The organism is Leifsonia sp. 115AMFTsu3.1 (assembly GCF_004362795.1).
Taxonomy (GTDB): domain Bacteria; phylum Actinomycetota; class Actinomycetes; order Actinomycetales; family Microbacteriaceae; genus Leifsonia.
Genome location: NZ_SNYB01000002.1, coordinates 1,089,239 through 1,113,608, shown reverse-complemented (window position 1 = coordinate 1,113,608; position 24,370 = coordinate 1,089,239). Strand labels below are relative to the sequence as shown.

Sequence of the window (24,370 nt, the reverse complement as noted above, 5' to 3'; positions counted from 1 at the left end):
CGCCCTACGCGAGCGGCGGCAGCGTGATCGGCGCGGTCTCGGCATCCGGCTCCGTCTTGCCGATGAGCTTGGCGATGCGTCCGGCGACGGCGTCCGGGTCGGCGAACAGCTCGAAGCTGTGCACGCGCAGGTAGTGCCAGCCGAGGCGGCGCAGCACGTCCGGCCGCAGGCGCAGCGATTCGCGGAGGCTTCCCTTCGACACGTCCTGGTCCGTCTCGACCGCGACCGCGCGGCCGCCGTGCGAGGCGACGAGGGTCAGCTTGCCGCGGTAGCCGAGGTGCACGTCGAGGCCGCGACGGGCCAGGCGCTTGGCGAGGTCGAGCACCATCGGGTCGGCGTCCGGGCTCAGGTACTCCGGAGCGGCGGCCTGGATCTGGTCCGCCTCCCCCAGCACCTGGGCCAGCGCAGCGATGCCGTGACGCATCCGCGTCTCGTCGATGTCCTCCGGCCGGAAGCAGGAGACGATGTCCATCCCGCGGCGGCCACGGGTCATGCCGACCGCGAGCAGGCGGTCGCCGCCCGGCTCGGCGAGGGCGCCGAAGTTCGACAGCAGTCGCCCGTGCGGGGTGCGGCCGTAACCGATGGAGAAGATGACGCGGTCGCGGCTCTGCCCGACCGACTGGTCGAGGGTGACGACGGTGAACGGCTCCGCCCGGTCGCCGAGGATGAAGTCGGCCAGCTCCGAGCGCTTGGCGAACGCCGCCAGCACCGCCTGGTTGACGCGCACGGCGTGCCGCTCGCTCGCGGTGATGACCATGAGGGATTCGCGCGGACGCTCGGTCGCATGCGCGAGCACCAGCTCGACGACCTTCGCGACCTCGGCGTCGGTCGACTCGACGGCTCCCGTGTCGGTGTCCGGCATGCCCTGACCGCCGCTGACGTAGTGCAGCGACAGGCTGCCGTGGCCGAGGTAGGTGCCGGCCCAGGGCATCGAGTCGATCATCCCGCCGTAGAAGCGGCGGTTGACCAGCTCGGCGAGGTCTTCGCCGCCGGCGCGGTAGCTGCGGCTGAGCGTGTAGACCGGGAGCAGCTCGGAGAGACGCGCGAGCGCGGAGTCGGCGTGGAGCGCATCCACGTCGACGTCCTCGACGGTCGTGCCGTACTCGTGCACGCCGATGTCGAAGCGCGACGGCGTCTGCGTCACCGGGTCGCCGAACGCGACGACCTGCTTCGCGCGACGGATGACGGGGACGTTCTCGGCGAGGCTCGACGCGCCCGCATCCACCAGCAGCACGGCGTCGAAACCGACCTCGCGGCCGATCGACGGCACCTCGTAGGGCGAGATCAGCCAGACCGGCGCGAGCGGGCGCGCGAGGTGCGGCGCCGCCTCGTTGAGCGTGGTCGCCGTGGGCGTCGTGCTCTTCAGCAGGCGCTTCAGCGCTGCGGCCTCGTCCGGCCAGTCGACGATGCCGATCTTCCAGGTCTCGGCGAGCATCCACGCCAGCTGTTTGCCTGTCGCGGAGGCGTGCGCCTCGTCCACCAGCCGGAAGTCGGCCTCGAGCCGGTCGAGAACCCCGGTGTTGGCGTTGAGCAGGGCGCGGTCGGAGGCGAGCAGCGACTCCAGCACCGACTGCCACCACGCGAGCTCCAGCTCGGCGCTCACCTGCGTCTCCGGAACGTGCCGGATGGACAGGTCGGAGATCAGCGGGTCGAGCTCCTGCTCCCGCAGCTGGGTGAGCAGCGCGGTGCGCTCCTGCAGGTTGGCGAGCACCTCGGACTCGGCGGCGAGCCCGGCGATCTGGCGGGTCAGCTCCTCCACCGGGAGGGCTGCGAGCGACTGCGGCGTCCCGGTGCGGCGGAGCGGGATGTCGAGGCGCGCCAGGTCTTCCGCCACGCGCTGGTAGGCGACCTGCACGTCCGCGATCCCGACCGGGACCTCGGGCACGACGCCGGCGACGGCGAACCGGTTCCAGAGGATGCGCTGCTGCTGGATGCGCCGCAGGCTCTCGTTGAGATCGGTGACGTGCACGCCGGGCCGGACGTACTCCAGGGCGTGCTTGCGCAGGCGGCGGCGGTTGGCGCTCGACATCGACGGCGACTCGCGACGGGATGCGGTGGCCGCGATCAGCTCGGTCAGCGAACGGTCGTAGACGGAGGGGGTGAACTTGTCGAGCGTCTCCCGGATGTCGAGCAGCAGCCGCAGGTAGACGCCGAGCTCGGCGATCGAGGCGAACGGGCGCATCCGCGTCTGGCCGATGAGGGCCTGGGCGCGGTCGATGAGGCGCGGCAGCTCGGCGCGGTTGAGCTTCTTGGCCAGCTCGTGCGCGGCCTTCCCCTCCTCCGTCGTCGTGAAGGAGGCGCCGTACCAGGGAGAGTCGTTGGGTCCGTACCGGAACTCGCCGAGGCGGGCGGCGCGGATCAGCGCGTCCGCCGACGCGGCACGGTCGCGGGCGAGCCCCTCGATCGCCCGGCGGCCGAGACGGGCCGTCGTCGAGGGCGGGGCAGGAAGAAGGGAGAGGCGCGACAGCTCGCGCAGCGCATCCAGGACGGACACGCGCAGCACGGGGTCGCGTCGGGTCAGCGCGGCGCGGTAGTCGACGAGCACCTTGCGGAGCCGCACCAGTGCCTCGTCGACGTCGGTGACCTTCGGCTGCGTGGCCTTCTCGTTGCGCGCGATCGACTGGATGAGGTCGCGGCGGAGCGTGCGCGGCGTCACCGCGAGACCGGGCAGACCGGCCTTCGTCAGGCGCTGGGCGATGTCGTCGAGGCTCGACCGCCGCGGGCTCACCACGAGCACGCGCTTGTGCTGGGCCACCAGGGCGCCGATCGCGTTGACGATCGTCTGGGTGCCGCCGGTGCCGGGCAGCGTCTTGACGACGAGTGAATTGCCTGCGGCGATCTGCGCCACCACGTTCTCCTGCGCCTCGTCGGCGTCGAGCAGGAGGGTGTCGGTCGCGGGCGGGCGCTCGTCCTGGCGGATGGGCTCCACCGGATTGAAGGCGCTCTCGACCGTCGTGCGCGCTGTCGGGTTGCCGGCCAGCGCATCCAGCAGGACGGTGTCGAGGTCTCGCGCCTCTTCGCTCAGCGCCGGGGCGACGTCGGCGAACGACGAGGCGACCAGCCGCGGCTGGACGTTGAACCACGGCAGGTGCGATGTCAGGCCGCGCAGACGGTCGATCACCGGCTGCGGCTTGAACACGCCGTTGCTGACGGCGAGCGCGACGAAGGCGTCCGCATCCAGCGTGATCTGGAACTGCTCGTTGAGGGCGCGCGCGAGCTCGGGGTTGAGGAACGTGTGGCCCTTCAGCTTCAGCTCGAAGTCGCGGCCGTAGCGGCGGATGGCGAGCGGGCGCAGCAGGATCGGCGCCATGTACTCCTCGGAGCCGTGTCGCCACTGCGCCAGGCCGATCGCCAGGTGCACCGACTCGATGCCCCGCACGGAGCGCAGCTCGATGCCCTTCGCGGTGATCGCGTTCGCGGCCGCGCGCGCGGTGCGGAGCGCCAGCTCGTCGCGGATGAGGCTGGAGAGCAGCGTGCTCTGCCCGGTGATGAACTGCGGCAGGCCGCCGGGATGCGTCGTGCTCAGCTCGATGCGCGTACGCGGGCTGTCCTCGAAGTGGAGCAGCGGGGAGACCCCGCCGACCGCCGCGATCTCGTCGCGCCAGCGCTTCCAGACCGGGTCGGCGATGTTGCCGGCGACCAGGGCCGGGTCGCCCAGACTGAGCGCGTGCGGAGCCGTCGTCGTGCGCGGGTTCAGGGCGTCATCGTCTGGGATGCCCGACGTCGCGTCGTCATCCTCGGTCTTCCTGTCCAGTCGCCACACACCGACACCCTACGTTCACATCCCCGGAAACAGCGGGAACCCGGGCGGGTTTCGCGCCAATATCATGTGCCGGAATACCGGTGCCGCCCTCCAGGCGCATCCAGCGAGTCGCGACGCGCGACCGGCGAGTGCGACCGACGAGTGCGATCAGGGCGCCGGGGTGAGCGTGCCGTACGGCGGGAGCGCGCCCGTCACGACCGGCACCTGCAGGCCGACCGAGTCTCCCCCGCTCGTGACCGTCACGGTCGTGAGCGAGCCAGGAGCCGAATTCAGGTCGCTCACCAGGCTCTCGTCGTCCGGCGGGTCGCCGAGCTGCTGGGTGTCGCGCGGGTCGAGGGACACGGTGATGCTCTTCCCGCCGCTCGGCGCGATCTCGACCTGCTGGGTGTCGTTCCCCTGGTTCACCAGCGTGACGACCAGGTTCGCCGTCTCGCCGTCGTCGCTGGTGACCAGCACGGCGTTGCCGACGAACACGTCCCCGACGGTGGCGCTCGATCCGACGCTGGCCTCCTCGATGTCGAGGGTGTCCTGCGGCGCGAACAGGTCGCACGCGGTCAGTCCCCCGGTCAGGGCCGCGGCGAGCGCCACGGCGCCGACGGTGCGGCGGAACAGCGGGATGCGCGAGAGGGTGCGGTACGACATCATCCACCTCCGAGGGACCACGGTGGCAGCACCCTAGCGTCCGCGCGGGCCGTTACGTAAGACGGGTCCTCTCGGCAGCCACACCGCTTCCGGCGAGCCCGCGCCTGTCGCGCAACGCCACGACTCCGATCAGCCCGCAGAGCAGGTAGAGCGACGCCTGCACGTCGAGCACCGGGACGATGTCGCCCGAGTCGGCGAGGAGGCCGCCGATGAGCAGCCCGACCGCCTGGGCGGCACCGTCGAGGGTCGTGACCGCGGCGATCACCCTCCCCAAGGCGCGCGCAGGGACGGTCGTCTGGACGAGCGTGATCTCGCCCGTCGCCGTCGTCACCCCGGGGATGCCCATCGCGATGAACAGCCCGGCGTAGACCCACAGCGCCGTGGTGAACGGAGCGAGGTTCCAGGTGACGAGCGACAGCGTCCCGAACACCAGGTAGCCGACGCCGATCATCCAGCGCGGCGCCAGTCGTCGCGCCAGGGCGCCGGTCACCAGGCCGCCGAGCACCCCGCCGATGGCCTGGACGCCGCGGATGATGCCCGCGCCGGTGTCGCCTGCGCCGAGGTTCTGCGTCACGTAGACGAGGAACAGCACGAGGAAGAGGCCCTGCGCGACGCCGGCGAGCGCGGCGATGCCCGCGAGCGTGCGCAGGGTAGCGGACCGCGCGATCAGCGCCAGTCCCTCCACCCACTCGTGCAGGATGCGCCGCTCGGCGACCGCCGCAGGCTCGCCGTCCGCTGCCCGCGCGGCATCGGCCTTCCGCCGCTGCGCGCGCACGAACAGCACGAGCCCCGCGGTGATGAGGTACGACGCCGCATCCGCGATCACGACACCCGGCAGCCCCCACAGCGCGAACGAGAGGCCGCCGAGCGGTGAGCCGATGAGCCGGGCGAGGCTGTCGCTCACGGCGATCAGGGCGTTGCCACGAGCCAGCTGGTCGGCGCCGACCAGCTGCGGGATCATCGCCTGCCGCGCGGGGTTGATGATCGCGCCGAGCACCGCCTCGACGGCGGCGACCGCGTAGACGATGCCCATCCGGTCGGCGCTCGCCGCGAGGAGTGGAAGCAGGAGCAGTCCCTGCAACAGGGCGACGATGATGATCGTGCGGCGGTGATCCCACCGGTCGACCAGCACGCCGAGGAAGCTGCCGACGAGGAGCATGGGGACCAGCTCGACCAGGAAGACGGTGGATGCGCCGAGCGCCGACCCGGTCGCCGACAGGGCGAACAGCGGCAGCGCGATCATGAGCAGCCAGTCGCCGGTGTCGGAGACCAGGCCCGCCGTCCAGACCAGGGCGAAGTCGCGGCGGAGCAGCGGCGAACGCTCGCGGGTCGCCGTGGTGGTCACGACGCGCCTCCCTCGGAGTCTGTGTCGTGCTGCTCGGCCGAGGCGCCCGCGGTCCGCGCCGCCGCGATCGCGTCCGGATGCCGGAAGGCGTTCAGGTGCAGCGCGACGACATCGCTGCCCTCGGGCGCATCCACCCGGGTGAGGGCGATGTAGGGGCGGATGAGCGCATCCAGCCCCTGCATCAGCTCGCGCAGCTCGCCCGGCGTCAGTTTCAGGGCGTACCCCGTCAGCAGGCTCGCCTCGCGCCACTCGATCGGCTGCTCGTCGCGCTGAGCGATGGCGCGGTGGACGAGCGCCGCCTCGTCGTCGACCTGGCGATCGGCGAGGGCGCGCTCGACGGTGTTGGCGCCGATCGCGAACTCGGGGTCCTCGGTGCGGCCGAAGGTCAGCCCGGTGGAGGACGACCGGTAGGGACGCTCGCGGCCGTCCTCCGCATCCACCGGCTCGACCAGCCCGACCTTGGCGAGTGCGCGGAGGTGGTAGCTGCAGTTGGATGCGGTGGAGCCGACAACGGCGGCGCACTCGCTGGCGGTGCGCGGCCCGAACGACATCAGGTGGTCGAGCAGCGCCAGACGGAGGGGATGCGCGAGCGCGCGCAGGGCCCGCGGGTCGGTGACCGTCGTGCGCCGTTCGGGACGCGCGCGGTCGGCGTCGGCGTTCCCTTCCGACCCAGTTATGAAAGACATGTTTCAGATTGTCGCGCTGGTCCTCTTTCACGTCAAGCAGGGAATGCGACCGGCTCCCCCGCGTTGTTGACCTCTATGAACGAACCCACCCGAGCGAGCGTCGGATTCCGATCCGAGCGCGCCCCCATCCTGATCGCCCTCATGCTGACGACCGGGCTCGTGGCCATCGACTCGACGATCCTCGCGACGGCGGTGCCCTCGATCGTCCAGGACCTCGGCGGGTTCGCGCAGTTCCCGTGGCTGTTCTCCGTCTACCTGCTCGCGCAGGCGGTGTCCGTCCCCGTCTATGCGAAGCTCTCCGACACCGTCGGCCGCAAGCCCATCGTTCTCATCGGCATCGCGCTGTTCCTGGTTGGGTCGGTGCTCTGCGGGTTCGCGTGGAGCATGCCCGCCCTGATCGCGTTCCGCGCCCTGCAGGGGCTGGGCGCCGGCGCCATCCAGCCGATGTCCATGACGATCGCGGGCGACATATATACCGTCGCCGAGCGCGCCAAGACGCAGGGCTACCTGGCGAGCGTGTGGGCGATCTCGTCCGTTGTCGGGCCGACGCTCGGCGGCGTGTTCTCGCAGTTCCTGTCGTGGCGCTGGATCTTCTTCGTCAACATCCCACTGTGCATCCTGGCCGCGTGGATGCTCATCCGCAGCTTCCACGAGAGCATCGAGCCGCGGAAGCACCGCATCGACTACGCGGGAGCCGCGCTGCTCACCGGCGGGATGACGCTGATCATCCTGGCGGTGCTCGAGGGCGGACAGGCGTGGGCGTGGGACTCGGTGTGGAGCATCGGCTCGTTCGCGCTGGGCGGCGTCCTGCTGGTCGCGTTCGTCCTCGTCGAGCGGCGAGCCGCAGAGCCCGTGCTTCCGCTCTGGGTGTTCTCGAGGAGGCTGCTCGTCACCACGACCCTGATCTCGCTCGGCGTCGGCGCCATCCTCATCGGACTCACGTCGTACGTGCCCACCTACCTCGAGGGAACCATCGGCGTCGCCCCCATCGTGTCCGGCCTCGCCGTGGCCGCCCTGACCCTCGGCTGGCCGATCGCGGCCAGCCTCTCTGGCCGCTTCTACCTGCGCATCGGGTTCCGCAACACGGCACTGCTCGGGATGAGCATCGCCATCGTCGGCGCGATCTCGCTCGCGCTCACCTCGCTGACCCCGTCCGTCCTGTTCGTCGCGGTCAGCTGCTTCATCGTCGGCCTCGGGATGGGTCTGATCGCCACCCCCACGCTGATCGCCGCCCAGTCGAGCGTGGCGTGGAACGAGCGCGGCGTGGTGACCGGGAGCAACATGTTCGCGCGCTCCATCGGCAGCGCGGTCGGCGTGGCCGTGTTCGGTGCCATCGCCAACGCGATCATCGGGGCGTCCGCCGGCGGCGCGCACGCCGCGGCGACCATCCAGCAGGCGTCGACCGCCGTCTTCGTCGCGGTCGCGATCGCGGCCGTGCTGACGATCGTCGCGGGCCTCGCGATGCCGCGCTCACGCGTGGAGGATGTGGAGCTCGGCCGCGCGCCGGCCGCATCGAGTTGACGCAACACGCCGTGCGCGCACTCGCCCGCACGGCGTGTTGCGTCAACCAGACCGGTCGCGGCGGGGGTCAGCCGTCGCAGCCGGTGCCGTCGCCGTCGCGGTCGAGGTCGTAGATGTCGGAACCCACCACGGTCACCGGTCCCTGCACGTAGGCGGGGCCGTTTCCGCTGCCGCCCGCACAGTCCACGTCCGAGGCGATGGGCACGCAGGCTCCAGCGTAGTTCGGATCACAGCCTCCACCGGGCGCGGGAGCAGGAGCAGGCGCAGGCGCGGGAGGGGGCGGCGGGGCGGGCTGCCTGCTGCCGACGCTGGTGACCTGGTCCACGGGCGCCGTCGTCACCGCCTCGGAGACCAGCTCGCGGGAGGTCTCCACCCCATCGACGTACGTGACCCGGTAGGTCTTCGTCTTCACACCGTTGGCGCCGGCAGTGGTGACGGCCGACCAGCCCACGTCGTGCCCGGGGTCGTCGGCGTTCGTGGCGGCGAACGGGATGACCTCGTCCGCCGTTTCGGTACGCACCTCGACGCTCGGCGTCGGGCTCGGCGTCGCGGACGGGGATGCGGATGCCGACGAGGTGGACGACGTCGCGGCGGCGTCCTCCGCCGCAGGATGATTGGCCGCGTTCGCCGCGATCCCCACTCCGAGGACCAGAGCCGCGCCGAGTCCGATCGCCGCCCATCCCTTCGCTCCTACGCGCGCCACATCCACTCCTTCGGGTCGATCGCCCGAGAACCGGGCGACACCTGAAGGCTAAAGAAGTGAGAACTCCTCGGTATAGCCCGCGAACAGGGGGTGGACGCGTCAGCCCGGCAGGCGGGTGAGCACGACGAACTCGTTGTAGGTGAACGCCTTTCCCGCGAAGCGCGGCAGCGGGAACGAGTACTCCCGCTCGACGGTGAGGCCCAGGCGGTCGGCGAGGCGGTGGAGGCCGTCGAAGTCGGTGAACGCGACATGGGTGGCGTCGCTCGCGTAGCCGCGCTCCTGCGGCGTGATGAAGAGGACGTGACCGCCTGGCTTCACATACGGAAGGTACGTCTGCACCAGCTCGACCGCGAAGTCCGGGTCGACGTGCTCCACGACGTGGGCGAGCAACAGCGAGTCGAACGCACCGGGCACCGCGTACTCGGTGGACGGGAACTCGTCGCTCGTGAACGAGGTCAGCCCGCGCGCCCGCGCGATCGCCACGGACTCCGCATTGTGGTCGACGCCGACACCGTTGTTGCCGAGGTGCGCAAGGTTGCGGCCGAGGCCGCTCCCCACATCCAGCACCCGTCCGAGGTGCAGCCGGCGGATGTTCCAGCGGTACGGCGCCTGCACGTTCAGTGTGCGGCGCCACCAGCTGGTGTCCAGGCGACGAAGGCGCTCCGCGTAGTCGGCGCCCGCGGTGTCGCGGCCCTCGTTCGGCTCCGCGCCGGTTCCGTGCCCTTCGGAATCCGACGGCATCAGCTGGCTCGGTCTGTCGACTGCATGCGTCCACGGTAGAGCACCCGGTACAGCGCCTTCAAAGCAAAGTCCCCCTACGATCATGTGAGAACTGTCCACTGTTCGATGGGATGAGCTGAATGGCAACTGGCAGAGGGACGACTGGTCCTACGAAACGCGACCGCCGTGAGGAGGCGCGCGAAACCGCCAGGAGGATGCGCGAAGAGGCCGCCAAGAAGGCCAAGCGGCGCAAGATCATCGTTCAGGGATCGGTCATCGCCGGCGTCATCGCCGTGCTCGCCATCATCGGCGTCGTCATCTTCACCACGGTGGGAACCGGGGGCGCCGGAGCCGCGAACCCGAAGAACATGGCCAGCGGCGGCATCCTGCTCGAATCGTCGAGCAAGGCCGTGACCACGCCGGCGATCCCGTCAGGCGGCCAGCCGACGCCGAACAAGATGGAGCTCGACGGCAAGACCGCGCACATCCAGATCTGGCTCGACTACCAGTGCCCCTACTGCGACCAGTTCGAGACCACGAACGACGACCAGATCAAGCAGTGGATGGCGGACGGCTCGGCGACCGTCGAGATCCACCCCGTCGCGATCCTCGACAGCGTCCAGAACAAGAACTACTCGACGCGCGCCGGCGCTGCCGCATCGTGCGTCGCCAACTCGCAGCCGAACAAGTTCTGGGACGTCAACTCCGCGCTCTTCGCGAAGCAGCCGGACGAGCAGACCGGCACCGGGCTCACGAACGCCGAGATCCTCAGCCTCTTCAAGGATGCGGGCGTCAGCTCCAAGGCCGTCACCGACTGCGTGAACAACCAGACGTACGCCGACTTCGTGACCGCGATGACGAAGGATGCGACGACCAACTCGCAGCTGAAGAACCCGACGACCGGCGGTTTCGGAACCCCGACCGTCTTCGTCAACGGCGAGCGCTACCAGGGCGGGTTCACCGACGCCTCGCAGTTCGCCGCGTTCACGCAGGCAGCCGTGAAGGACGCCGGCTCGGGCAAGACCATCACCTTCCCCACCGCCAAGTAACGCCCTCCCACTCGCCCCACCCACCGTCGAGTCCGCACAAATTGCACACCGCTCAGGCGTGTCGCGTGCAAAGTTTGTGGACTCGACGGTGGGTGTAGCGTCGGGGGCGACAAGGCGAGAGAGCGGAAGGGACGAGGCGATGGATCGGATTCCGGAAGACGGCGTCGAGGGCGTCGAGGTCGGCGAGACGGATGCGGGCGAGACGCCCGGCTGGGCCGATCCGGCCGACGGCGATGTCGACTACGCGCTCAACGACCCCGAGGCCGAGGCCGACTTCGCCGACGAGCTCGTCACGAACGACGCGGTCGCCGGCGAGACGATCTGGCCGGGACCGGGCGACGGCAACGACGGCCCCACCGGCGGTCAGGCCCGCGAAGCCGAGCCGGTCTACGACGAGCACGGCGACGAGCCGGAGGATGACGGCGTGCTGACCGAAGAGGACGTCGAGGAAGAGGGCATCTAGCCCAGCGCATCCACCACTCCGCGGGCACTCCGCTCGAGGAAGCCGACGATCTTCTCCGACGGCAGGTCGGTACCGATCGCGCTCTCGACGAGCGCCTCCTCGGCGAACGCGATCCACGATCGCAGCGCGATGCGCAGCAGCACGGTGTCCGGCACGCCCAGTTCGAGGAACACCGCGATCACGCGATCCGCCTGCTCCCCGCGTGCCTCCTCGACGACCTGGCGCACCTCTGTATCTCCGGAGGCGACGCCGCGCACCAGCGAGTAGAACGTCCCGCTGTGCTCGCGCACGAAGGCGACGATGCGCTCCAGCGTGTCGTGGAGGCGGTCCAGCGGCGCGAGGCCGGCGACCGGTTCCGTGGCGTGCAGCATGCTGTCGCGGGCCGTCCGCACGACCTCCCGATGGAGCCCCTGCTTCGACCCGAAGTAGTGGAACAGCAGCCCGCGCGAGACGCCCGCGCGCGCCGACAGCTCCTCGATGGAGAGCTGGTCCAGCGGGTTGTCGGCGAGGAACGCCACCCCGAGCGCGACGAGCTGCCCGCGACGCTCGTCCGGCGTGAGCCGTGTGCGCCGGTCGGTGTCCATGCTTCGAGACTATCGGCCGCCTCCCGAACGCTGAGGTGTCGGATCACCTATTGACAGCCTGTCAATAACGTCTAAGCTCGCATCTGGACCTGACTGCGCCGACGCTGTCAAGTCCCCCGAACAGGAGGATCGATGAAGTTCCGAAAGCTCGCCGGGTCGCATGCCGGACGGATCGTGCTCGCCGCCGTCCCCGTCGCCGTCGTCTCCACCGTGCTGATGACCGGTGTCGCTCAGGGCGCCGTCCCCGTCTCCTTCGCCGTCTCCGGCAGCCAGTTCCAGATCAGCGCAACCAAGCTCGACGGCACCGGCTTCTCGCAGTACGCCGGCGTCGCGCCCGACACCGCGGGCAAGGAGCACCAGGTCGCCATCGCGAACATCAAGTCCGCCACGCTCTCCGACCTCTGCCAGGCCGTCGTCACCGACACCCCGCTCGGCAAGGTCGGGATGCTGATCACCGCCGGCGGCGGCGGGAACCCGGCCTCGGCCTCCGACCTGCAGATCGGCATGACCGACCTCAAGGGCGACTCCGAGTTCCACAACATCCGCATCGGCGTCGACGCGTCCACCGTGAACACCACGGCAAAGGGCTCTGCAGGCGACTTCGCGCAGGATGCGGACACGGTCACGATCACGAACCTCCAGCAGACCGCGTGGAGCACCCAGGCCTCCGTTTTCACCCTCAGCGGCATGCACGTCGAGCTGACCGACGGCTCGAAGGGATGCTTCTGATCGTGGCCCGCGCGCACGCGAACGGCCCGATCGCGGCCGGCGAGGAGACGACCGCGCCGAGCGCCCGCGCGCGCTTCCGCGCGTGGCGCCGCCGCCGCCCCTTCGTCGGCGGCCTGCTGACCGCGATCGGCGGCGTCGAGATGTTCTTCTCGGGGCAGCTCGACATCGGCAAGATCCACGTGCAGCTCGGCATCGAGGGACTGCAGGCGACGATCATCCCGATCCTGCTGGTGCTGCTGGGCATCCTGGTGATCGCGATGCCCGCGCACCGCATCTTCTACGGCGTCATCGCGCTGGCGGTCGCCGTCTACTCGCTGGTCGGCGTCAACCTCGGCGGGTTCTTCATCGGGATGCTGCTGAGCAGCATCGGCGGCATCCTGACGGTGGCGTGGATGCCGAAGAAGGCCGAGGTGGATGCGGCGGGCGCCGAGGGGGACGACGACGCGCGTGCCGCCGCTTCGCCCGCTGAATCGCCGACCGTATCGCCGACCGCTTCGCCCGCCGCATCATCCACCGAAGGCACGAACGCATGAGGCGGGGCCGCTCCGGCATCGTCGCGGGTGCCCTGGTCGCGTGCATCGCCGCCGCCCTCGCGGGCCTCGGCGCCGCACGTGTGCCGACAGCGGCTCCCGCCGCGCTGTGCATCCCGATCATCATGCCGTGCAGTTCGCCGACGCCGACCCCGACGCCCACGCCGACCGGCACCGGCATCCCGGGCGTCCCCACGCTGCCGATCCCGGGCGCTCCGGGCGCGCCGACCGCGCCCGGCTCCCCCACCCCGACGCCGACGGCTCCGGCGGCCCCCGCCGCCCCCGCCGGCCCGGACGCGAGCGCTCCGGTCTTCACCCAGCCGCCCGCGCAGCTCGGCAGCAGCTCGCTGTCGTTCTCCGGCCTCAAGGGCATCAGCGTCGTCACGGTCCCGCTCGCCGACGGCAGCCGCATCCCGGTGCTCAAGATCTCGGCCGACAGCATCACCATCGACGGCTTCAGCCTGACCGTCCGCAAGGAGACCGGCCCCAAGCTCGCGACCACCGCCGACCAGATGGCGTTGCGCGGCAACGTGCAGGTCTACCTCGACTCGGTGACCGCTACCGGCCCCGACGGCAAGACCCTGACCCTCGGCGCGGCCACGCCTCCCCCGGCGGACGGCCTGCCTCCCCAGCTGCTGCGTGTCACACTCGGGCTCGTCGGGGTGACGGCGGACAGCATCCACTTCACCAACCCGCACCAGCACCTGACGGAGTAGCGGCCCCGTCGCTCACCCCATCCTGTTGACGCAACACGCCGTCGGAGTGTCGGCGTCGACGGCGTGTTGCGTCAACTGCATGGATCGGAGTGGATGCGGTGCTCAGCGCCCGCGCCGCAGCCGTCGCCGCTCGCGCCAGCTGAGCGCCGCGTACGCCTCCTGCTCGGCCCGCCGCCTGGCATCGGCCTCGCGGATGCGCTCGTCGCGTCGCTGCCGCCACCGGGCGACCTCCTCCTCGACGTCGCGGGTGCGCGTGATCACGGGCGGGCCGCCCTGCAGCTGCCTGCGAGCCTCGATCACGCGCCGGTTGAAGCTCTCGAGGTGCTCCCGCACGGCGCTCTCCGACGCGAGCCGGTCGAGTTTGGCGTCGAGCTCCGCATCCTCGGTGCGCAGCAGCAGCGCCGGCGGTCCGAGTCCGGTCAGCTGCTCGCGCTCGATCTTGCGGCGGATCCACCAATCCGGGTCGTGCGTCCCGGTGAGCCCGGGCAGCGGCTTGCCCGCGCCGGGCAGGTTGTCGAAGTCGCCGCGGCGGATCGCCTGCTGGATGGACGTCTCCACGATCTGCGCGCGCTGCTCCATCGTGGGCTGGCCGGGGTTGGCTTCCTCCACCGGCTCTCCGCGCGCCTCCGCGTCTCGTCGCAGGCGGTAACGCGCGGCCTCGACGAGCGGGTCGGACTCCCGAGGCGCGCGACGGATGTCGTCGCGGTTGCGGGCCATGCATCCACATTACGCCGGGCGCCGACGCTCCGCCGGGGGTTGCGACCGCCCCGTCGCCGGTGTCGGTGGCGCTGTCGGTGGCAGCGGCTACGTTCGGCCCATGGAGTTCCGCATCGAGGTGCCGCAGACCGTGCTCGACGACCTCCGGCGCCGGCTGGAGACAACCATCCTGCCCGAGCCGACGCCGGGCCCGGAGTGGTCGAACGGCATCCCGCCGCGCGTGCTGGCGGCGCTGGTCGACCGGTGGCGAACGGGGTACGACTGGCGCGCCTTCGAACGGCGGGTCAACGGATACGAGCAGCGGATGGTGCAGATCGAGGGCTCCGACGTCCACGTCGTGCGCCTCCCGGCCCGCCGCGCGTCCGGCCTCCCGATCGTGCTCACCCACGGTTGGCCGTACTCGTTCGCCTCCATGCTCTACCTCGCCGACCTCCTCTCCGAAGACCGCGACGTCGTCGTGCCCTCACTGCCCGGGTACGGGTACTCGGCGGCGCTGCCCGACCCCTTCTCCGCCCAGGGCGTGGCTCGCCGGTGGAACACGCTGATGACCTCCGAGCTGGGATACGACCGCTATCTGACCTACGGAGAGGATGTCGGTGCGGGCGTGAGCGACTGGCTGGCGGGGACGCATCCCGAGTCGGTCGCCGGAATCGTCGCCACGCATGCCTCTTTCTCTGGGCGTTCCCGGCCGGGCGTCGAACTGACGGAGGAGGAGACCGAATTCCTGCGGTCGGTCGCCCGACCCGAGGAGTCCGGCTACGCGCACCTTCAAGGCACGCGTCCCGACACGCTCGCCGCCGCGCTCCTCGACTCCCCCAGCGGTCTGCTCGCCTGGATCGCCGAGAAGGTGGCCGCGTGGAGCGACGGCGACGGGCTGGATCACTTCGAGGTGGATGACGTGCTCACCAACGTCGCCCTGTACTGGGTCACCCGCTCCATCGGCACGAGCTTCCGTCCCTACCGTGAGTCGCCGGACGACGACGACCTGCACCCGTTGATCGAGGTTCCGGCCGCGATCGTCATCCAACGGCACGAAGCCGCCTACCCGCGGTCGCTCGCCGAGAAGAGCTACACCGACATCCGCTCGTTCGAGCGCCTGGAGCGCGGTGGCCACTTCACCGCGTGGGAGGCACCCGAGGCCGTCGCGCGCGCGGTGCGTGAACTGGAGATGAACATCCGGAATTCATAGCCGCAGACCGGTTGACAACCCAGGAAAGCCCTTTACTGTGTGCACTAAGCAACGGATGGCAGGCTGAACCGCAGGGGGCGGGCAGCTGTACTGCGTTCCCGGTGCGCGGCGGTCGGCTTTTTCGGGTGAGCCGGCCGCCGCTAATTCTTTCCCGGCCCTCCCTCGTCGCTCCGGACCTCGGTACGCTGGCCGCCGTGACCGATGATGCAGTGACCGCTGACGAACACCTCCGGGCCGTGCGCGAACGCTTCGACGACCGCGCGCCCACGTACGACGAAAGCGCCATGCACCACAACCTCGCCGCCGCCGTCGCCGGCTTCGCCGACCTGACCGGGGTGGATGCTGTGCTCGACGTCGCGACCGGCACCGGTCTGGTGCTCCGCGCCCTCCGCGACCGCGGCTTCACGGGAAGCGCCACTGGTGTGGACCTCTCCCCGCGCATGATCACCGAGGCCCGCCGCCACCTCCCGGACGCCGAACTCTTCGAGGCGGATGCGACCCGCCTGCCGCTCGGCGACGGCACGTTCGACCTCGTGACGTGCGTCACCGGACTCCAGCTGTTCCCGCATCCCGTCGCCGCGATCGCCGAGTGGGCGCGGGTCCTCCGCCCCGGCGGGCATGCCGTCACGGCGACGTTCCTCACCTTCGATCCGTCGAAGCACCGCTCCGCCCCACCGCAGGCGTTCATCGACCACGCCCCGTTCGACTCCGTCGAGCACCTCGCCGACACCGTGGAGGCTGCCGGCTTCCGCGTCGCCCGCACCACCACCTGGACGGACGGCGCCGACGAGCTCCTCCTCGCCGAACTGACCCTCCCGACCTCCTGACGCCGCATCCCCCACCGTCGAGTCCGCACAAATTTGACGCCCTCACCGCGCGTCGCGTGCAAAGTTTGCGGACTCGACGGTGGGGGTGGAGCGGCGCGAGGGGTCAGGCGCGGGACTCGCGGGCGAGACGCCGCATGGTCCAGAAGCAGCCGAGGAACGCGAACGCCAGGGCCAAGACCACCTGCGGCAGGTACGCCTGCCACAGCTCGCCGTTGTTGAAGATGTTGTCCGCGAACAGTCCCCAGAAGTCCGGGTCGGTCAGCGCCTGGGTCAGCGGGATGCCGACCGCGCTGACGAGATCGGAGAAGATCCCGGCGAGCAGGCTGAGCACCACGGTCACGACCACAATCGCGACGAGCCCCCAGAAGGCGCCACGCGTGACGCGCGCCTTCGATCCGGCGCGATACAGCCACACCGCTCCCGCCGCGACACCCCACGAGACGATGGAGGCGATGAAGCCGATGTTCCACAGGATGGTCCACGCGATCACCCCGGCCGGGATGATGACGAGCGCGAGCGCGAGGCCCCGGCCGACCCGCTCCTGCTGGGTGAGCGGTCCGCCGGGCGCGAGCGATTCCGCCGACGGGTACGCGGCCGCGGAAGGCGCGTCGGCATCCGCCGCCGGCGTCGCGGCAGATGCCTCCGCGGGCGCCGCTGCCGCCTGCTCCTGCGTCGGCTCCTGCGCCGGCTCCCCGGGCACGAGCTCCCCGTATCGCGGCTGAGTTCGGTCGTCTGTCGCGTCGGTCACGCGTGTCCCCCATCCCGGCCTCCCACCGAGGCGCGGAGGACAGCCTCCCACACCCGCAGCCCGCGAGTCTCGCGCCGCCCGCACCCCATTTCGAGGCGCACGATCACGGGCGGGCACGACTCACGCAACCCCGAACCAGCGCGCCAGCCGCACCTCCAGCTCCTCCTGCGAACTCCCGATCCAGACCACGTGCCCGTCGGGCCGCAGCAGCACCGCCGGCGCATCCAGCTCGTCACTGACGTCAGACACGAGATCGACCCGGCCCGCCCATCCCGCGACGCCGAGCGTTCCCGTCTGGTCGAGCAGCAGCCCGCGTCCGTCGTGGAGGTGCTCGTACAGCCGCCCCCGCGACAGCCGGACATCACGCAGCCGCCGCCCGAGCGGCCCGCCCGCGTCCGAGACCGCGTCCACCTCCCCTACGTCGTACCGCACCGCGATCCCGGCGACCTTCGCGCCGAAGAACTCCCCCACCCCGTCCACATCCATCAGCTCGGTCAGCAGCCGCCGCACCGCCTGCGGCCCGGGCTCCGGCGAGATCAGCTCGCTCTGCGCCCGCGTGATCGTGAGCACGTCCTCCGCCGCCGGGTGCCGCTCGCCGGAGTAGGTGTCGAGCAGCCCGTCCGGCGCCCATCCCCCGATCTCGGCGGCGAGCTTCCAGCCGAGGTTGAAGGCGTCCTGGATGCCGAGGTTCAGTCCCTGCCCTCCGAGCGGCGGGTGGATGTGCGCAGCGTCGCCCGCGATCAGCACCCGCCCGACGCGGTACCGCTCGGCGAGCCGCGTCGCGTCGGTGAACCGCGTGATCGAGCGCGGCGAGTGGATGCCGAAATCGGTTCCCGCAAACGCCCGGAGCTGCGTCCGGAACTCGTCGAGCGTCGGCGGCACCGACCGGTCCTCCGACACGGATGCGGCCGGAACGACCGCTCGGTAGAGTCCCTCGCCGTTGGGCCCGATCCCGAAGCCGCGGTGCGTCTTCCGCACCTCTTCGGAGACGGCGGCGATCTCCTCCGCAGACGCGGTCGCCTGGACCTCGCCGAGGATCCACTCGGTGGTCGCCGCCTCGCCGGGGAAGCCGATCCCGAGCGTCCGCCGCACCAGGCTGCGTCCTCCGTCGCAGCCGACCAGCCAGCGTCCGCGCACCCGCTCGCCCGACGCGAGCTCGACATCCACCCCGTCAGCGGTCTGCGAGAAGCCGACGACCTCCTCGCCGCGGCGGATCTGCGCGCCCAGCTCAGCCGCGCGCTCGGCGATGATCCGGTCGGTGACGGGCTGCGGCATCCCGAGGATGTAGTCGTGCGCCGTGTCGAGGTGCACCGGCCGCGGGCTCGGGATGCCGGCGAACCGCCCGCCGCCGGGGTAGGTCGTGCCGGCCGCGAGGAAGCGGTCGAGCAGCCCGCGCGCGTCCATGATCTCGATGCTGCGCGGGTGCAGGCCGAGCGACCGGACCGCGGTCGTCGGCTCCACGTCGCGCTCCAGCACCAGCACCTCCACGCCGTGCAGGCGCAGCTCGCTCGCCAGCATCATGCCCGTCGGCCCGCCCCCGCTGATGACCACGTCGAACACGTCAGAACCCACGCGTCTCCCCATCCTCGCTTCCGCCGCGCGCCACGATTTCACGCGCGACCAGCCATTCTGGTGGATGGGATGGGCCTTGCCACAAGCCCCCGCCCGACCGGTATCCTGGAAATGCGGGAGGGGGCGTCATCTTTCCACCCGAGCATCCTGAGGTCGTCACCCCTGTGGGATGATTTCGGCAGGCGCAGACCCGACGCGCGCCGACCGGAGCCGCCTCGATGCCAGACCATCGCCTCGCCCCCGTGCACGCGGTCGACCGCCCCGCGCTGTTCGAGTTGCTGGATGTCGGCGTCCGCGGCCCATTGACGGTCATCATCGCCCCGGCCGGGTCCGGGAAGACCGTGCTGCTGTCCCAGTGGACGGCCTCGCGCCCCGATCTCGCGGTCGCGTGGTTCCATGCGACGCGGGCCGACCGCGATGTCACGCATTTCGCGCGCCGTCTGGCCGCCGGCCTCGCCGCCGCGCATCCCGCCGTCGTCGAAGTGCAACCCGCGGCGGAGGCGACCGGCGGCCTCGGCGAGAGCTATCTCGAGGCGCTGGTCGGCGCGCTCGCGGAGTCCGGTGTCGAGATCGTGATCGTCATCGACGACGTCCACGTGCTCCTGCCCGAACTGGTGGACGACCTGTCGAACCTGGCCGACCGCCTCCCGCCGAACGCCCACCTCGTGCTCGCCTCCCGCTCGGACGCCGGGATGCGGCTGACCCACCACCGTCTGCAGCACGCGCTGGTCGAGATCCGGCAGCACCAGCTGACTTTCGCCGACGACGAGACGGAGGACCTGCTCGGGCGGCTCACCGGCTCCGCGGTCGACCTCCGCACCGCCGCGACCGTCCGCCAGCACACCGACGGCTGGGCCGCGGGCGTCCAGCTCGCGGGTCTCACCCTGCGGTCACGGCCGGGCGAGGATCTGGTGGCGAGCCTCGCGGAGTCCGACCGGTTGATCGTCGACTATCTGGGCGAGGAGGTGCTCGACGCGCAATCGCCCGAGCGCCGCGAGGCCCTCTTGCGGCTGTCCGTGGCCGACGAGCTGCACCCCGATCTGGTGCCCATCCTGACGGAGGCGGATCTCGGCGTCGACCTGCTCGGCAGGCTGGAGCGGGAGTCGATGTTCCTTTCCGCTCTTCCCGAGAAGCCCGGCTGGTTCGCCTTCCACGCGCTGTTCCGGAAACTGATGCGGATGCGCCTGCGAGCCGAACATCCCGGCCTCGAGCGGACGCTGCTGGTGCGCGTCGCCGACTGGTCGCGCGGCCGCGGGGACACCGCGACGGCCGTGGAGGCTCTGCTGCGCGCCCAGGCCTGGGACGACGCGATGGAGCTGATCGTCACCTCCGGCCGGGAGGTGTTCGAGCGCGGTTACGTCGCGACAGTCGCTCGGTGGCTCGGGACGGTCCCGGACGACATCCGGCGGACGTCGGTGGATGCGGAGATCGTCTACGCGATCACGTACGGGATGACGGGACGCGCCCGGGAGGCCGCCGAGTTCCTCCGCAGTGTCGCCGCGCGGTCGGACGTCGACCCCGGTCGCCGGGCCGTCGCGCTGGCGTGGCTGGGCGTCACCGTGCAGTTCAACCCGCCGGCGGAGACCGCCTATGAGGAGGCGGCGAGCGCCGTTGCGCTCCTCCTCGCCGACCCCGATCTGACCCTGCCGGACCTGCTGCAGCTGAACCGTCGTGACCTCCTGCTCGCGGTCTCGCTGGTGGCAGCCGGGCGCGCGCAGCTGTTCCTCGGCAACCTGGACGAGTCGCAGGAGTGGATCGAACGGATGCTGAACTCGGCGGGCGGGCAGTACACGCCGTACCGCATCCACGCGCTCGGAAGCCTGGCCGTGGCCGACGCCTTCAGTGGGCGACTCATGCGCGCCGCCGCCCGGGCCGACGAGGCCCTGCGCCTGGCCGAGGAGTCCGCACTGCTCGACCATCCGGCGACCGGGGATGCGCACATCGCGCTCGCGCTCGTCGCCGTCCGGCGCGGACGGCCGGGTTCCGGGGCTCTGTCGCTGCGGGAGGGTGTGCTGCGCGCTTCCTGGAACGCCCGGCTGCAGTTGCTGTGGCTGGCCGTGCTGGCCGAGCGGCTGGGGCTGCCGCCCGACGCGGAGCCCGAGGTCGCCGATCCCGTCACCGAGGCGCCGCCGATCGTGCAGGTGGAGTTGGATGCGCTGCGCCTCCGTCATGCCCGGCTCGCCGGACAGCCGGAGCCGGCGCACGACTCTCCGGCTGTGTGGTCGCCGGTCGCCTTCGAGGAGATCGTCGGACGGCTGACGCGCGGCGACGTGTCGGGTGCCGGGCGCCGCCTCGACGAGCTGCCGCCCGCCGGACCGTCCGCGTCGATCATCGAGCGCGTCGAGCGGGACGTCGCACGGGGATGGTTCCTCGCCGCCGCGGGCGACCGCCCGGGCTCGGAGCTGCACCTGGCCCGCGCGCTGGCCGTCGCCGAGCCGGAGGGCCTGATCGACGTCTTCGTGCGCGCCGGCCGACCCGTCGCCGGCCTGATCGAGGCGCTGCCCGGCGCACCCGACGCCTTCCGCCGCGAGGTCGTGCGCCTCGCGGGGCTGGTCGTGAGCACCCGGCCCGACGCGTTGCCGGACCCGCTCACCCGTCGCGAGCTGGCCATCCTCGCCTACCTGCCGACACGCCTGTCCAACGCCGAGATCGCGGCCCGGGGTTACGTGTCGCTGAACACCGTGAAGACCCACATCGCGCGCATCTACCGCAAGCTCGACGTGCAGTCGCGCGCGGCCGCCGTCGACCGTGCGGCGGAGCTCGGCCTGCTGGAGCCGCTGGACCTGGTCGACGAGCGCTGACGCCTGCACGCGTCGCCCGCCGCCCCTGCGTAAGGTCACCCCGTTCGGGTGACGCCGCCGGCTCCCCCGCGCCTTAGCGTCCTCGGTGTAGTGATGCGACTCTCGTGCCGGTCGGAGGTTCGGGCCCTCCGGCCGGCATGGGTTCGGGGAAGGAGCGGACGTGACCTACATCGATCTGCCCATCGGGCTGACGCCCCGCCGGGGGGCCGAGTTCCATCTGATCCGGTGGACGCGCGGACGTGAAGAGTGGACGGCCGAGACCATCATCGCGGTCTACATTTCGTCCACGCTGACCGAGTGGATCGTCGACCACCACGGACGCCGGATACGGCTGTCGCGCCAGGAGTGGCTGCGCTACCTGCCGTGAGTCGGGCGCCCGTCCTCCGGACACGCAACGCGCTCACCTCAGCAGGTCGGCGACCACCGCGATCCCGTCGCGGATCTCCTCGACCGACGTGTTGCCGAAGCCGAACACGAGCTGCGGTGGATGCGAGCTGCGCGTCGAGCGGTAGGTGCTCATCCCGTACAGCCGGACTCCCCGCTCCGCGGCCGCCGCGATCACGGCCTGCTCGTCGGCGCCGCTCGGCAGGTGCGCCACCGCGTGGAATCCCGCCGCGAGACCGGTGAGCGGGATGTGCGGCGCCGCCTCGCGCAGCGCCGCCGCGAGCGCATCCCGCCGTGCTCCGTACAGTGCGCGCATCCGCCGCAGGTGCCGGTCGTAGCGTCCGGACTCGATGAGCCGGGCGAGCGCAACCTGGTCGAGCGTCGGCGCACCGCGGTCGGCCGCCTCCTTCGCCGCGGTCAGGGCCTCGACCAGGTGCACGGGTGCGACGGCCCAGCCGAGCCGCAGGGCCGGCGCGAGCGACTTGCTGACCGTGCCGAGCGTGACGACGCGGTCGGGCGCGAGTCCCTGCAGCGATCCGACCGGCTCCCGGTCGTAGCGGAACTCGGCGTCGTAGTCGTCTTCGACGATCACGGCGTCGCGGCGCTCGGCCCAGGCGATGAGCGCGTGGCGGCGCTCCGGGGCGAGCACGACGCCGGTCGGCCACTGGTGCGCCGGTGTGAGCACGACGACGCGTGCGCCGCTCGCGTCCAGCGCATCCACATCGATCCCCGAATCGTCGACCGCGACCGGCACCGCCGTCCCGCCCGCCGCCTCCGCCGCCCGGGTGACCGTGCCGATCGACCCGGGGTCCTCGACCGCGACCCGTGTCATCCCGCGGTCGGCGAGCGCACGGAACGTCAGCGCGATTCCCTGCGCGAAGCCCGCGCAGACGACGACCTGGTGTGGATGCGCGCTCATGCCGCGCACCCGGCGGAGGTAGGAGGCGACGACGGTTCGGAGGTCCGCATCCCCTCGGGGGTCGCCGTAGTCGAAGGCGGCGTTCGGGGCGGTGCGCGTGGCCTCGCGCAGGGCCCACGTCCAGTCGTCGCGCGGGACGGTGCCGAGGTCGGGGACGCCGGAGGCGAAGTCGGCGATCCAGCGGCGAGGCGGGTGAGGGTCGGGCGTCGGTATCGGTGCGCCGGGGGCCGTCGCCTCGGCCGGCTCGACACGCAGGTCGGCGACCCGGGTGGCCGATCCGGTCTGGGCGACGAGGTACCCCTCCGATCGCAGCTGCTCGTAGCAGTCCTGCACCGTGCCGCGGGCGACACCGAGGCTCCGGGCGAAGTCGCGCGACGACGGCAGCCGCTCCCCCGCGCTCAGTCGCCCGGTCTGGATGGCATCCCGCAGCTGGGTCTGGAGCTGCGACCGCAGCGGCTCGCCCGAGTCCCGGTCGAGCTGGATCAGCAGTTCGGGACTCGAATTGGACCACTCCACCGCCATGGCAATGGATCTTACTGCTGAGCCACCCGGTTCCTAGTGTCATATCCATGACCGCGACGACACTCACCACCACCGCCCCGACCACCGGCCTCACCGCCCGGCCGCGGCTGATCACCCGCCCGCTGCTGCTGCGCTTCGTGTCGATCGTGGCGTGCTCGGTGGGGTTCTTCCTCCCGCTGGCCGTCGTGCCGCTGCTCGCCGAGTCCGCCTCGCCGGTCGCGGGCGGCCTGGCGAACGGGGCGCTGCTCGGGGCGACTGTCGCGGGCGAACTTGTCTCGCCCTGGCTGATGCAGCGGCTGGGCGCTCGCGCGGTGCTCGCCGCCGGTCTCATCCTGCTCGGGGCTCCGACCTTCCTGTTGCTCGGCTCCTCCTCGGTTGCCGCCCTCGTCGCGGTCGGCGTGCTGCGCGGTCTCGGCTTCGCCCTCGCCATCGTGGCGGGCGGTGCCGTGACGGCCGCGCTGGTCCCCGCGGAGCGTCGCGGCGAGGGGCTGGCCGTCGCCGGGCTGGTCAGCGCCGTCCCGTCGCTGATCGGGTTGCCGCTCGGCGTGACCTTGACCGCCGCCGCCGGACCAGCCCTGGTGTTCTGGATCGCCGGTGCCGCGCCGCTGCTGGCGCTCGCGACCGTCGCCGGCCTGCCCGGACGGTCGCTCCGCCCTGCGTCTCCGGCCGAGGCCGCCTCGGCCGGCATCCTCGCCGGCCTGCGTTCGCCGTCGATCCTCCGCCCGGCGCTCGTCTTCGCCGCCTCCGCCGCCGTGGCCGGTGTCGTCGTCACCTGCGTCCCCGGCGCGCTGTCCGGCGGTGCCGTCGCCTTCGGCCCGGCGCTGCTGCTGGTGCAGCCCGCCACCACGGCCGTCGGCCGCTGGGTTGCGGGCCGGTTCGGCGACCGCGTCGGCCACCGTCGGCTGTTCGTCCCCGGCATCCTGCTCTCGGCGGCGGGGATGGCCGCGCTGGCCGCGACCTCGAACATCCTGCTTCTGCTCGCCGGCGCAGCCCTCTTCGGCCTCGGCTTCGGCGCTCTCCAGAACGCGACGATCGCCGACATGTACGCCAACGCCGACGAACGCCAGTTCGGGACCGTCAGCGCCCTCTGGAACGCCGGCTACGACGGCGGAATGGCCGTCGGCGCCGTCGCCGTCAGCGCGCTGGCCGCCCTGATCGGCAGCCCGCTCGCCTTCCTCATCCTCGCGCTGGCCCTCCCGCTCGCGCTCACACTGGTCCGCCGGCACCGCGCCGCCTGACC

The 24,370-nt window shown here is 71.6% G+C and carries 22 protein-coding genes; 11 read left to right on the top strand and 11 right to left on the bottom strand.

The genetic code is table 11. The annotated features are described in order from the left end of the window. Positions 1-4: 4 nt before the first annotated feature. From AXZ95_RS16435 to AXZ95_RS16420, 4 genes are all read right to left on the bottom strand, one after another. Entirely contained in the window at positions 5-3,763 is a 3,759-nt protein-coding gene (locus AXZ95_RS16435; protein WP_018191701.1) for an ATP-binding protein, read from the bottom strand. Between the two features lie 147 nt (positions 3,764-3,910). Then, entirely contained in the window at positions 3,911-4,405 is a 495-nt protein-coding gene (locus tag AXZ95_RS16430; protein ID WP_018191702.1) for a hypothetical protein, read from the bottom strand. A 52-nt stretch (positions 4,406-4,457) separates the two neighbouring features. Then, positions 4,458-5,750: an MFS transporter gene (locus AXZ95_RS16425; protein WP_018191703.1), complete on the bottom strand. Its 1,293-nt coding sequence runs from the start codon at positions 5,748-5,750 to the stop codon at positions 4,458-4,460. Further along, positions 5,747-6,436, bottom strand: coding sequence for a helix-turn-helix domain-containing protein (locus AXZ95_RS16420; protein ID WP_018191704.1), 690 nt, complete (start codon positions 6,434-6,436; stop codon positions 5,747-5,749). Before AXZ95_RS16420 ends, AXZ95_RS16425 begins: the two co-directional genes overlap by 4 nt. Before the next feature lie 75 nt (positions 6,437-6,511). On the opposite strand from AXZ95_RS16420, the gene AXZ95_RS16415 reads away from it, so the two are divergent. After that, positions 6,512-7,957, top strand: coding sequence for an MDR family MFS transporter (locus AXZ95_RS16415; RefSeq protein WP_018191705.1), 1,446 nt, complete (start codon positions 6,512-6,514; stop codon positions 7,955-7,957). A 67-nt stretch (positions 7,958-8,024) separates the two neighbouring features. Here AXZ95_RS16415 and AXZ95_RS19825 read toward each other — a convergent pair whose 3' ends face one another. Together AXZ95_RS19825 and AXZ95_RS16405 are read right to left on the bottom strand one after the other, a co-directional pair. Beyond that, entirely contained in the window at positions 8,025-8,660 is a 636-nt protein-coding gene (locus AXZ95_RS19825) for a G5 domain-containing protein (RefSeq protein ID WP_018191706.1), read from the bottom strand. Between the two features lie 99 nt (positions 8,661-8,759). Beyond that, entirely contained in the window at positions 8,760-9,401 is a 642-nt protein-coding gene (locus tag AXZ95_RS16405; RefSeq protein ID WP_018191707.1) for a methyltransferase domain-containing protein, read from the bottom strand. A 194-nt stretch (positions 9,402-9,595) separates the two neighbouring features. Here AXZ95_RS16405 and AXZ95_RS16400 point away from each other — a divergent pair, with 194 nt between their 5' ends. Together AXZ95_RS16400 and AXZ95_RS16395 are read left to right on the top strand one after the other, a co-directional pair. After that, positions 9,596-10,429, top strand: coding sequence for a thioredoxin domain-containing protein (locus tag AXZ95_RS16400; RefSeq protein WP_018191708.1), 834 nt, complete (start codon positions 9,596-9,598; stop codon positions 10,427-10,429). A gap of 139 nt (positions 10,430-10,568) precedes the next feature. Beyond that, complete coding sequence (locus AXZ95_RS16395; RefSeq protein ID WP_018191709.1) at positions 10,569-10,892, top strand: hypothetical protein; 324 nt, start codon at positions 10,569-10,571, stop codon at positions 10,890-10,892. Here the strand turns inward: AXZ95_RS16395 and AXZ95_RS16390 are convergent. After that, entirely contained in the window at positions 10,889-11,476 is a 588-nt protein-coding gene (locus AXZ95_RS16390) for a TetR/AcrR family transcriptional regulator (RefSeq protein WP_018191710.1), read from the bottom strand. The genes AXZ95_RS16395 and AXZ95_RS16390 overlap by 4 nt on opposite strands. A gap of 132 nt (positions 11,477-11,608) precedes the next feature. Here AXZ95_RS16390 and AXZ95_RS16385 point away from each other — a divergent pair, with 132 nt between their 5' ends. Genes AXZ95_RS16385 through AXZ95_RS16375 form a run of 3 tightly spaced genes read left to right on the top strand, consistent with a single transcriptional unit; the run spans position 11,609 to position 13,451 of the window. After that, on the top strand, positions 11,609-12,205 hold the full coding sequence (locus tag AXZ95_RS16385; protein ID WP_018191711.1) for a DUF6230 family protein: 597 nt from the start codon (positions 11,609-11,611) through the stop codon (positions 12,203-12,205). Further along, positions 12,196-12,738 carry a DUF6114 domain-containing protein gene (locus AXZ95_RS16380; RefSeq protein ID WP_018191712.1) on the top strand — a complete coding sequence of 181 codons (543 nt, stop codon included), beginning with the start codon at positions 12,196-12,198 and terminating at the stop codon, positions 12,736-12,738. Before AXZ95_RS16385 ends, AXZ95_RS16380 begins: the two co-directional genes overlap by 10 nt. Continuing rightward, the gene (locus tag AXZ95_RS16375; RefSeq protein WP_026307253.1) at positions 12,735-13,451 is read left to right on the top strand and encodes a hypothetical protein; all 717 of its coding nucleotides are present in this window, start codon (positions 12,735-12,737) and stop codon (positions 13,449-13,451) included. Before AXZ95_RS16380 ends, AXZ95_RS16375 begins: the two co-directional genes overlap by 4 nt. A 102-nt stretch (positions 13,452-13,553) precedes the next feature. On the opposite strand, the gene AXZ95_RS16370 is transcribed toward AXZ95_RS16375, so the two are convergent. Next, positions 13,554-14,168, bottom strand: coding sequence for a DUF1992 domain-containing protein (locus AXZ95_RS16370; RefSeq protein ID WP_018191713.1), 615 nt, complete (start codon positions 14,166-14,168; stop codon positions 13,554-13,556). A 100-nt stretch (positions 14,169-14,268) separates the two neighbouring features. Here AXZ95_RS16370 and AXZ95_RS16365 point away from each other — a divergent pair, with 100 nt between their 5' ends. Next, entirely contained in the window at positions 14,269-15,357 is a 1,089-nt protein-coding gene (locus AXZ95_RS16365) for an epoxide hydrolase family protein (protein WP_018191714.1), read from the top strand. A 194-nt stretch (positions 15,358-15,551) separates the two neighbouring features. Then, a complete protein-coding gene (locus AXZ95_RS16360; RefSeq protein WP_026307254.1) occupies positions 15,552-16,184 on the top strand; it encodes a methyltransferase domain-containing protein in 633 nt (210 codons plus the stop codon). Between the two features lie 103 nt (positions 16,185-16,287). Here the strand turns inward: AXZ95_RS16360 and AXZ95_RS16355 are convergent, their stop codons facing one another. Together AXZ95_RS16355 and AXZ95_RS16350 are read right to left on the bottom strand one after the other, a co-directional pair. Further along, a complete protein-coding gene (locus AXZ95_RS16355) occupies positions 16,288-16,932 on the bottom strand; it encodes a hypothetical protein (protein WP_018191716.1) in 645 nt (214 codons plus the stop codon). A gap of 120 nt (positions 16,933-17,052) precedes the next feature. Continuing rightward, entirely contained in the window at positions 17,053-18,516 is a 1,464-nt protein-coding gene (locus AXZ95_RS16350; RefSeq protein ID WP_243737920.1) for an FAD-dependent monooxygenase, read from the bottom strand. A gap of 206 nt (positions 18,517-18,722) precedes the next feature. Here AXZ95_RS16350 and AXZ95_RS19895 point away from each other — a divergent pair, with 206 nt between their 5' ends. Further along, on the top strand, positions 18,723-21,305 hold the full coding sequence (locus tag AXZ95_RS19895) for a LuxR C-terminal-related transcriptional regulator (RefSeq protein ID WP_269209389.1): 2,583 nt from the start codon (positions 18,723-18,725) through the stop codon (positions 21,303-21,305). A 160-nt stretch (positions 21,306-21,465) separates the two neighbouring features. Continuing rightward, complete coding sequence (locus AXZ95_RS16340; RefSeq protein ID WP_018191719.1) at positions 21,466-21,672, top strand: hypothetical protein; 207 nt, start codon at positions 21,466-21,468, stop codon at positions 21,670-21,672. A gap of 33 nt (positions 21,673-21,705) precedes the next feature. On the opposite strand, the gene AXZ95_RS16335 is transcribed toward AXZ95_RS16340, so the two are convergent. After that, a complete protein-coding gene (locus AXZ95_RS16335) occupies positions 21,706-23,130 on the bottom strand; it encodes a PLP-dependent aminotransferase family protein (protein WP_018191720.1) in 1,425 nt (474 codons plus the stop codon). A 47-nt stretch (positions 23,131-23,177) separates the two neighbouring features. On the opposite strand from AXZ95_RS16335, the gene AXZ95_RS16330 reads away from it, so the two are divergent. Beyond that, positions 23,178-24,368, top strand: coding sequence for an MFS transporter (locus AXZ95_RS16330; protein ID WP_018191721.1), 1,191 nt, complete (start codon positions 23,178-23,180; stop codon positions 24,366-24,368). Positions 24,369-24,370: the final 2 nt, after the last annotated feature.

What these genes read in the sequence shown, in the direction of transcription:
- AXZ95_RS16430 (WP_018191702.1), bottom strand. Translation starts at nt 4,405, where the DNA reads ATGTCGTACCGCACCCTCTCGCGCATCCCGCTGTTCCGCCGCACCGTC.
- AXZ95_RS16420 (WP_018191704.1), bottom strand. Translation starts at nt 6,436, where the DNA reads ATGTCTTTCATAACTGGGTCGGAAGGGAACGCCGACGCCGACCGCGCG.
- AXZ95_RS16415 (WP_018191705.1), top strand. Translation starts at nt 6,512, where the DNA reads ATGAACGAACCCACCCGAGCGAGCGTCGGATTCCGATCCGAGCGCGCC.
- AXZ95_RS16405 (WP_018191707.1), bottom strand. Translation starts at nt 9,401, where the DNA reads ATGCCGTCGGATTCCGAAGGGCACGGAACCGGCGCGGAGCCGAACGAG.
- AXZ95_RS16400 (WP_018191708.1), top strand. Translation starts at nt 9,596, where the DNA reads ATGCGCGAAGAGGCCGCCAAGAAGGCCAAGCGGCGCAAGATCATCGTT.
- AXZ95_RS16395 (WP_018191709.1), top strand. Translation starts at nt 10,569, where the DNA reads ATGGATCGGATTCCGGAAGACGGCGTCGAGGGCGTCGAGGTCGGCGAG.
- AXZ95_RS16390 (WP_018191710.1), bottom strand. Translation starts at nt 11,476, where the DNA reads ATGGACACCGACCGGCGCACACGGCTCACGCCGGACGAGCGTCGCGGG.
- AXZ95_RS16385 (WP_018191711.1), top strand. Translation starts at nt 11,609, where the DNA reads ATGAAGTTCCGAAAGCTCGCCGGGTCGCATGCCGGACGGATCGTGCTC.
- AXZ95_RS16380 (WP_018191712.1), top strand. Translation starts at nt 12,196, where the DNA reads ATGCTTCTGATCGTGGCCCGCGCGCACGCGAACGGCCCGATCGCGGCC.
- AXZ95_RS16375 (WP_026307253.1), top strand. Translation starts at nt 12,735, where the DNA reads ATGAGGCGGGGCCGCTCCGGCATCGTCGCGGGTGCCCTGGTCGCGTGC.
- AXZ95_RS16370 (WP_018191713.1), bottom strand. Translation starts at nt 14,168, where the DNA reads ATGGCCCGCAACCGCGACGACATCCGTCGCGCGCCTCGGGAGTCCGAC.
- AXZ95_RS16365 (WP_018191714.1), top strand. Translation starts at nt 14,269, where the DNA reads ATGGAGTTCCGCATCGAGGTGCCGCAGACCGTGCTCGACGACCTCCGG.
- AXZ95_RS16350 (WP_243737920.1), bottom strand. Translation starts at nt 18,516, where the DNA reads ATGGGGAGACGCGTGGGTTCTGACGTGTTCGACGTGGTCATCAGCGGG.
- AXZ95_RS19895 (WP_269209389.1), top strand. Translation starts at nt 18,723, where the DNA reads ATGCCAGACCATCGCCTCGCCCCCGTGCACGCGGTCGACCGCCCCGCG.
- AXZ95_RS16335 (WP_018191720.1), bottom strand. Translation starts at nt 23,130, where the DNA reads ATGGCGGTGGAGTGGTCCAATTCGAGTCCCGAACTGCTGATCCAGCTC.
- AXZ95_RS16330 (WP_018191721.1), top strand. Translation starts at nt 23,178, where the DNA reads ATGACCGCGACGACACTCACCACCACCGCCCCGACCACCGGCCTCACC.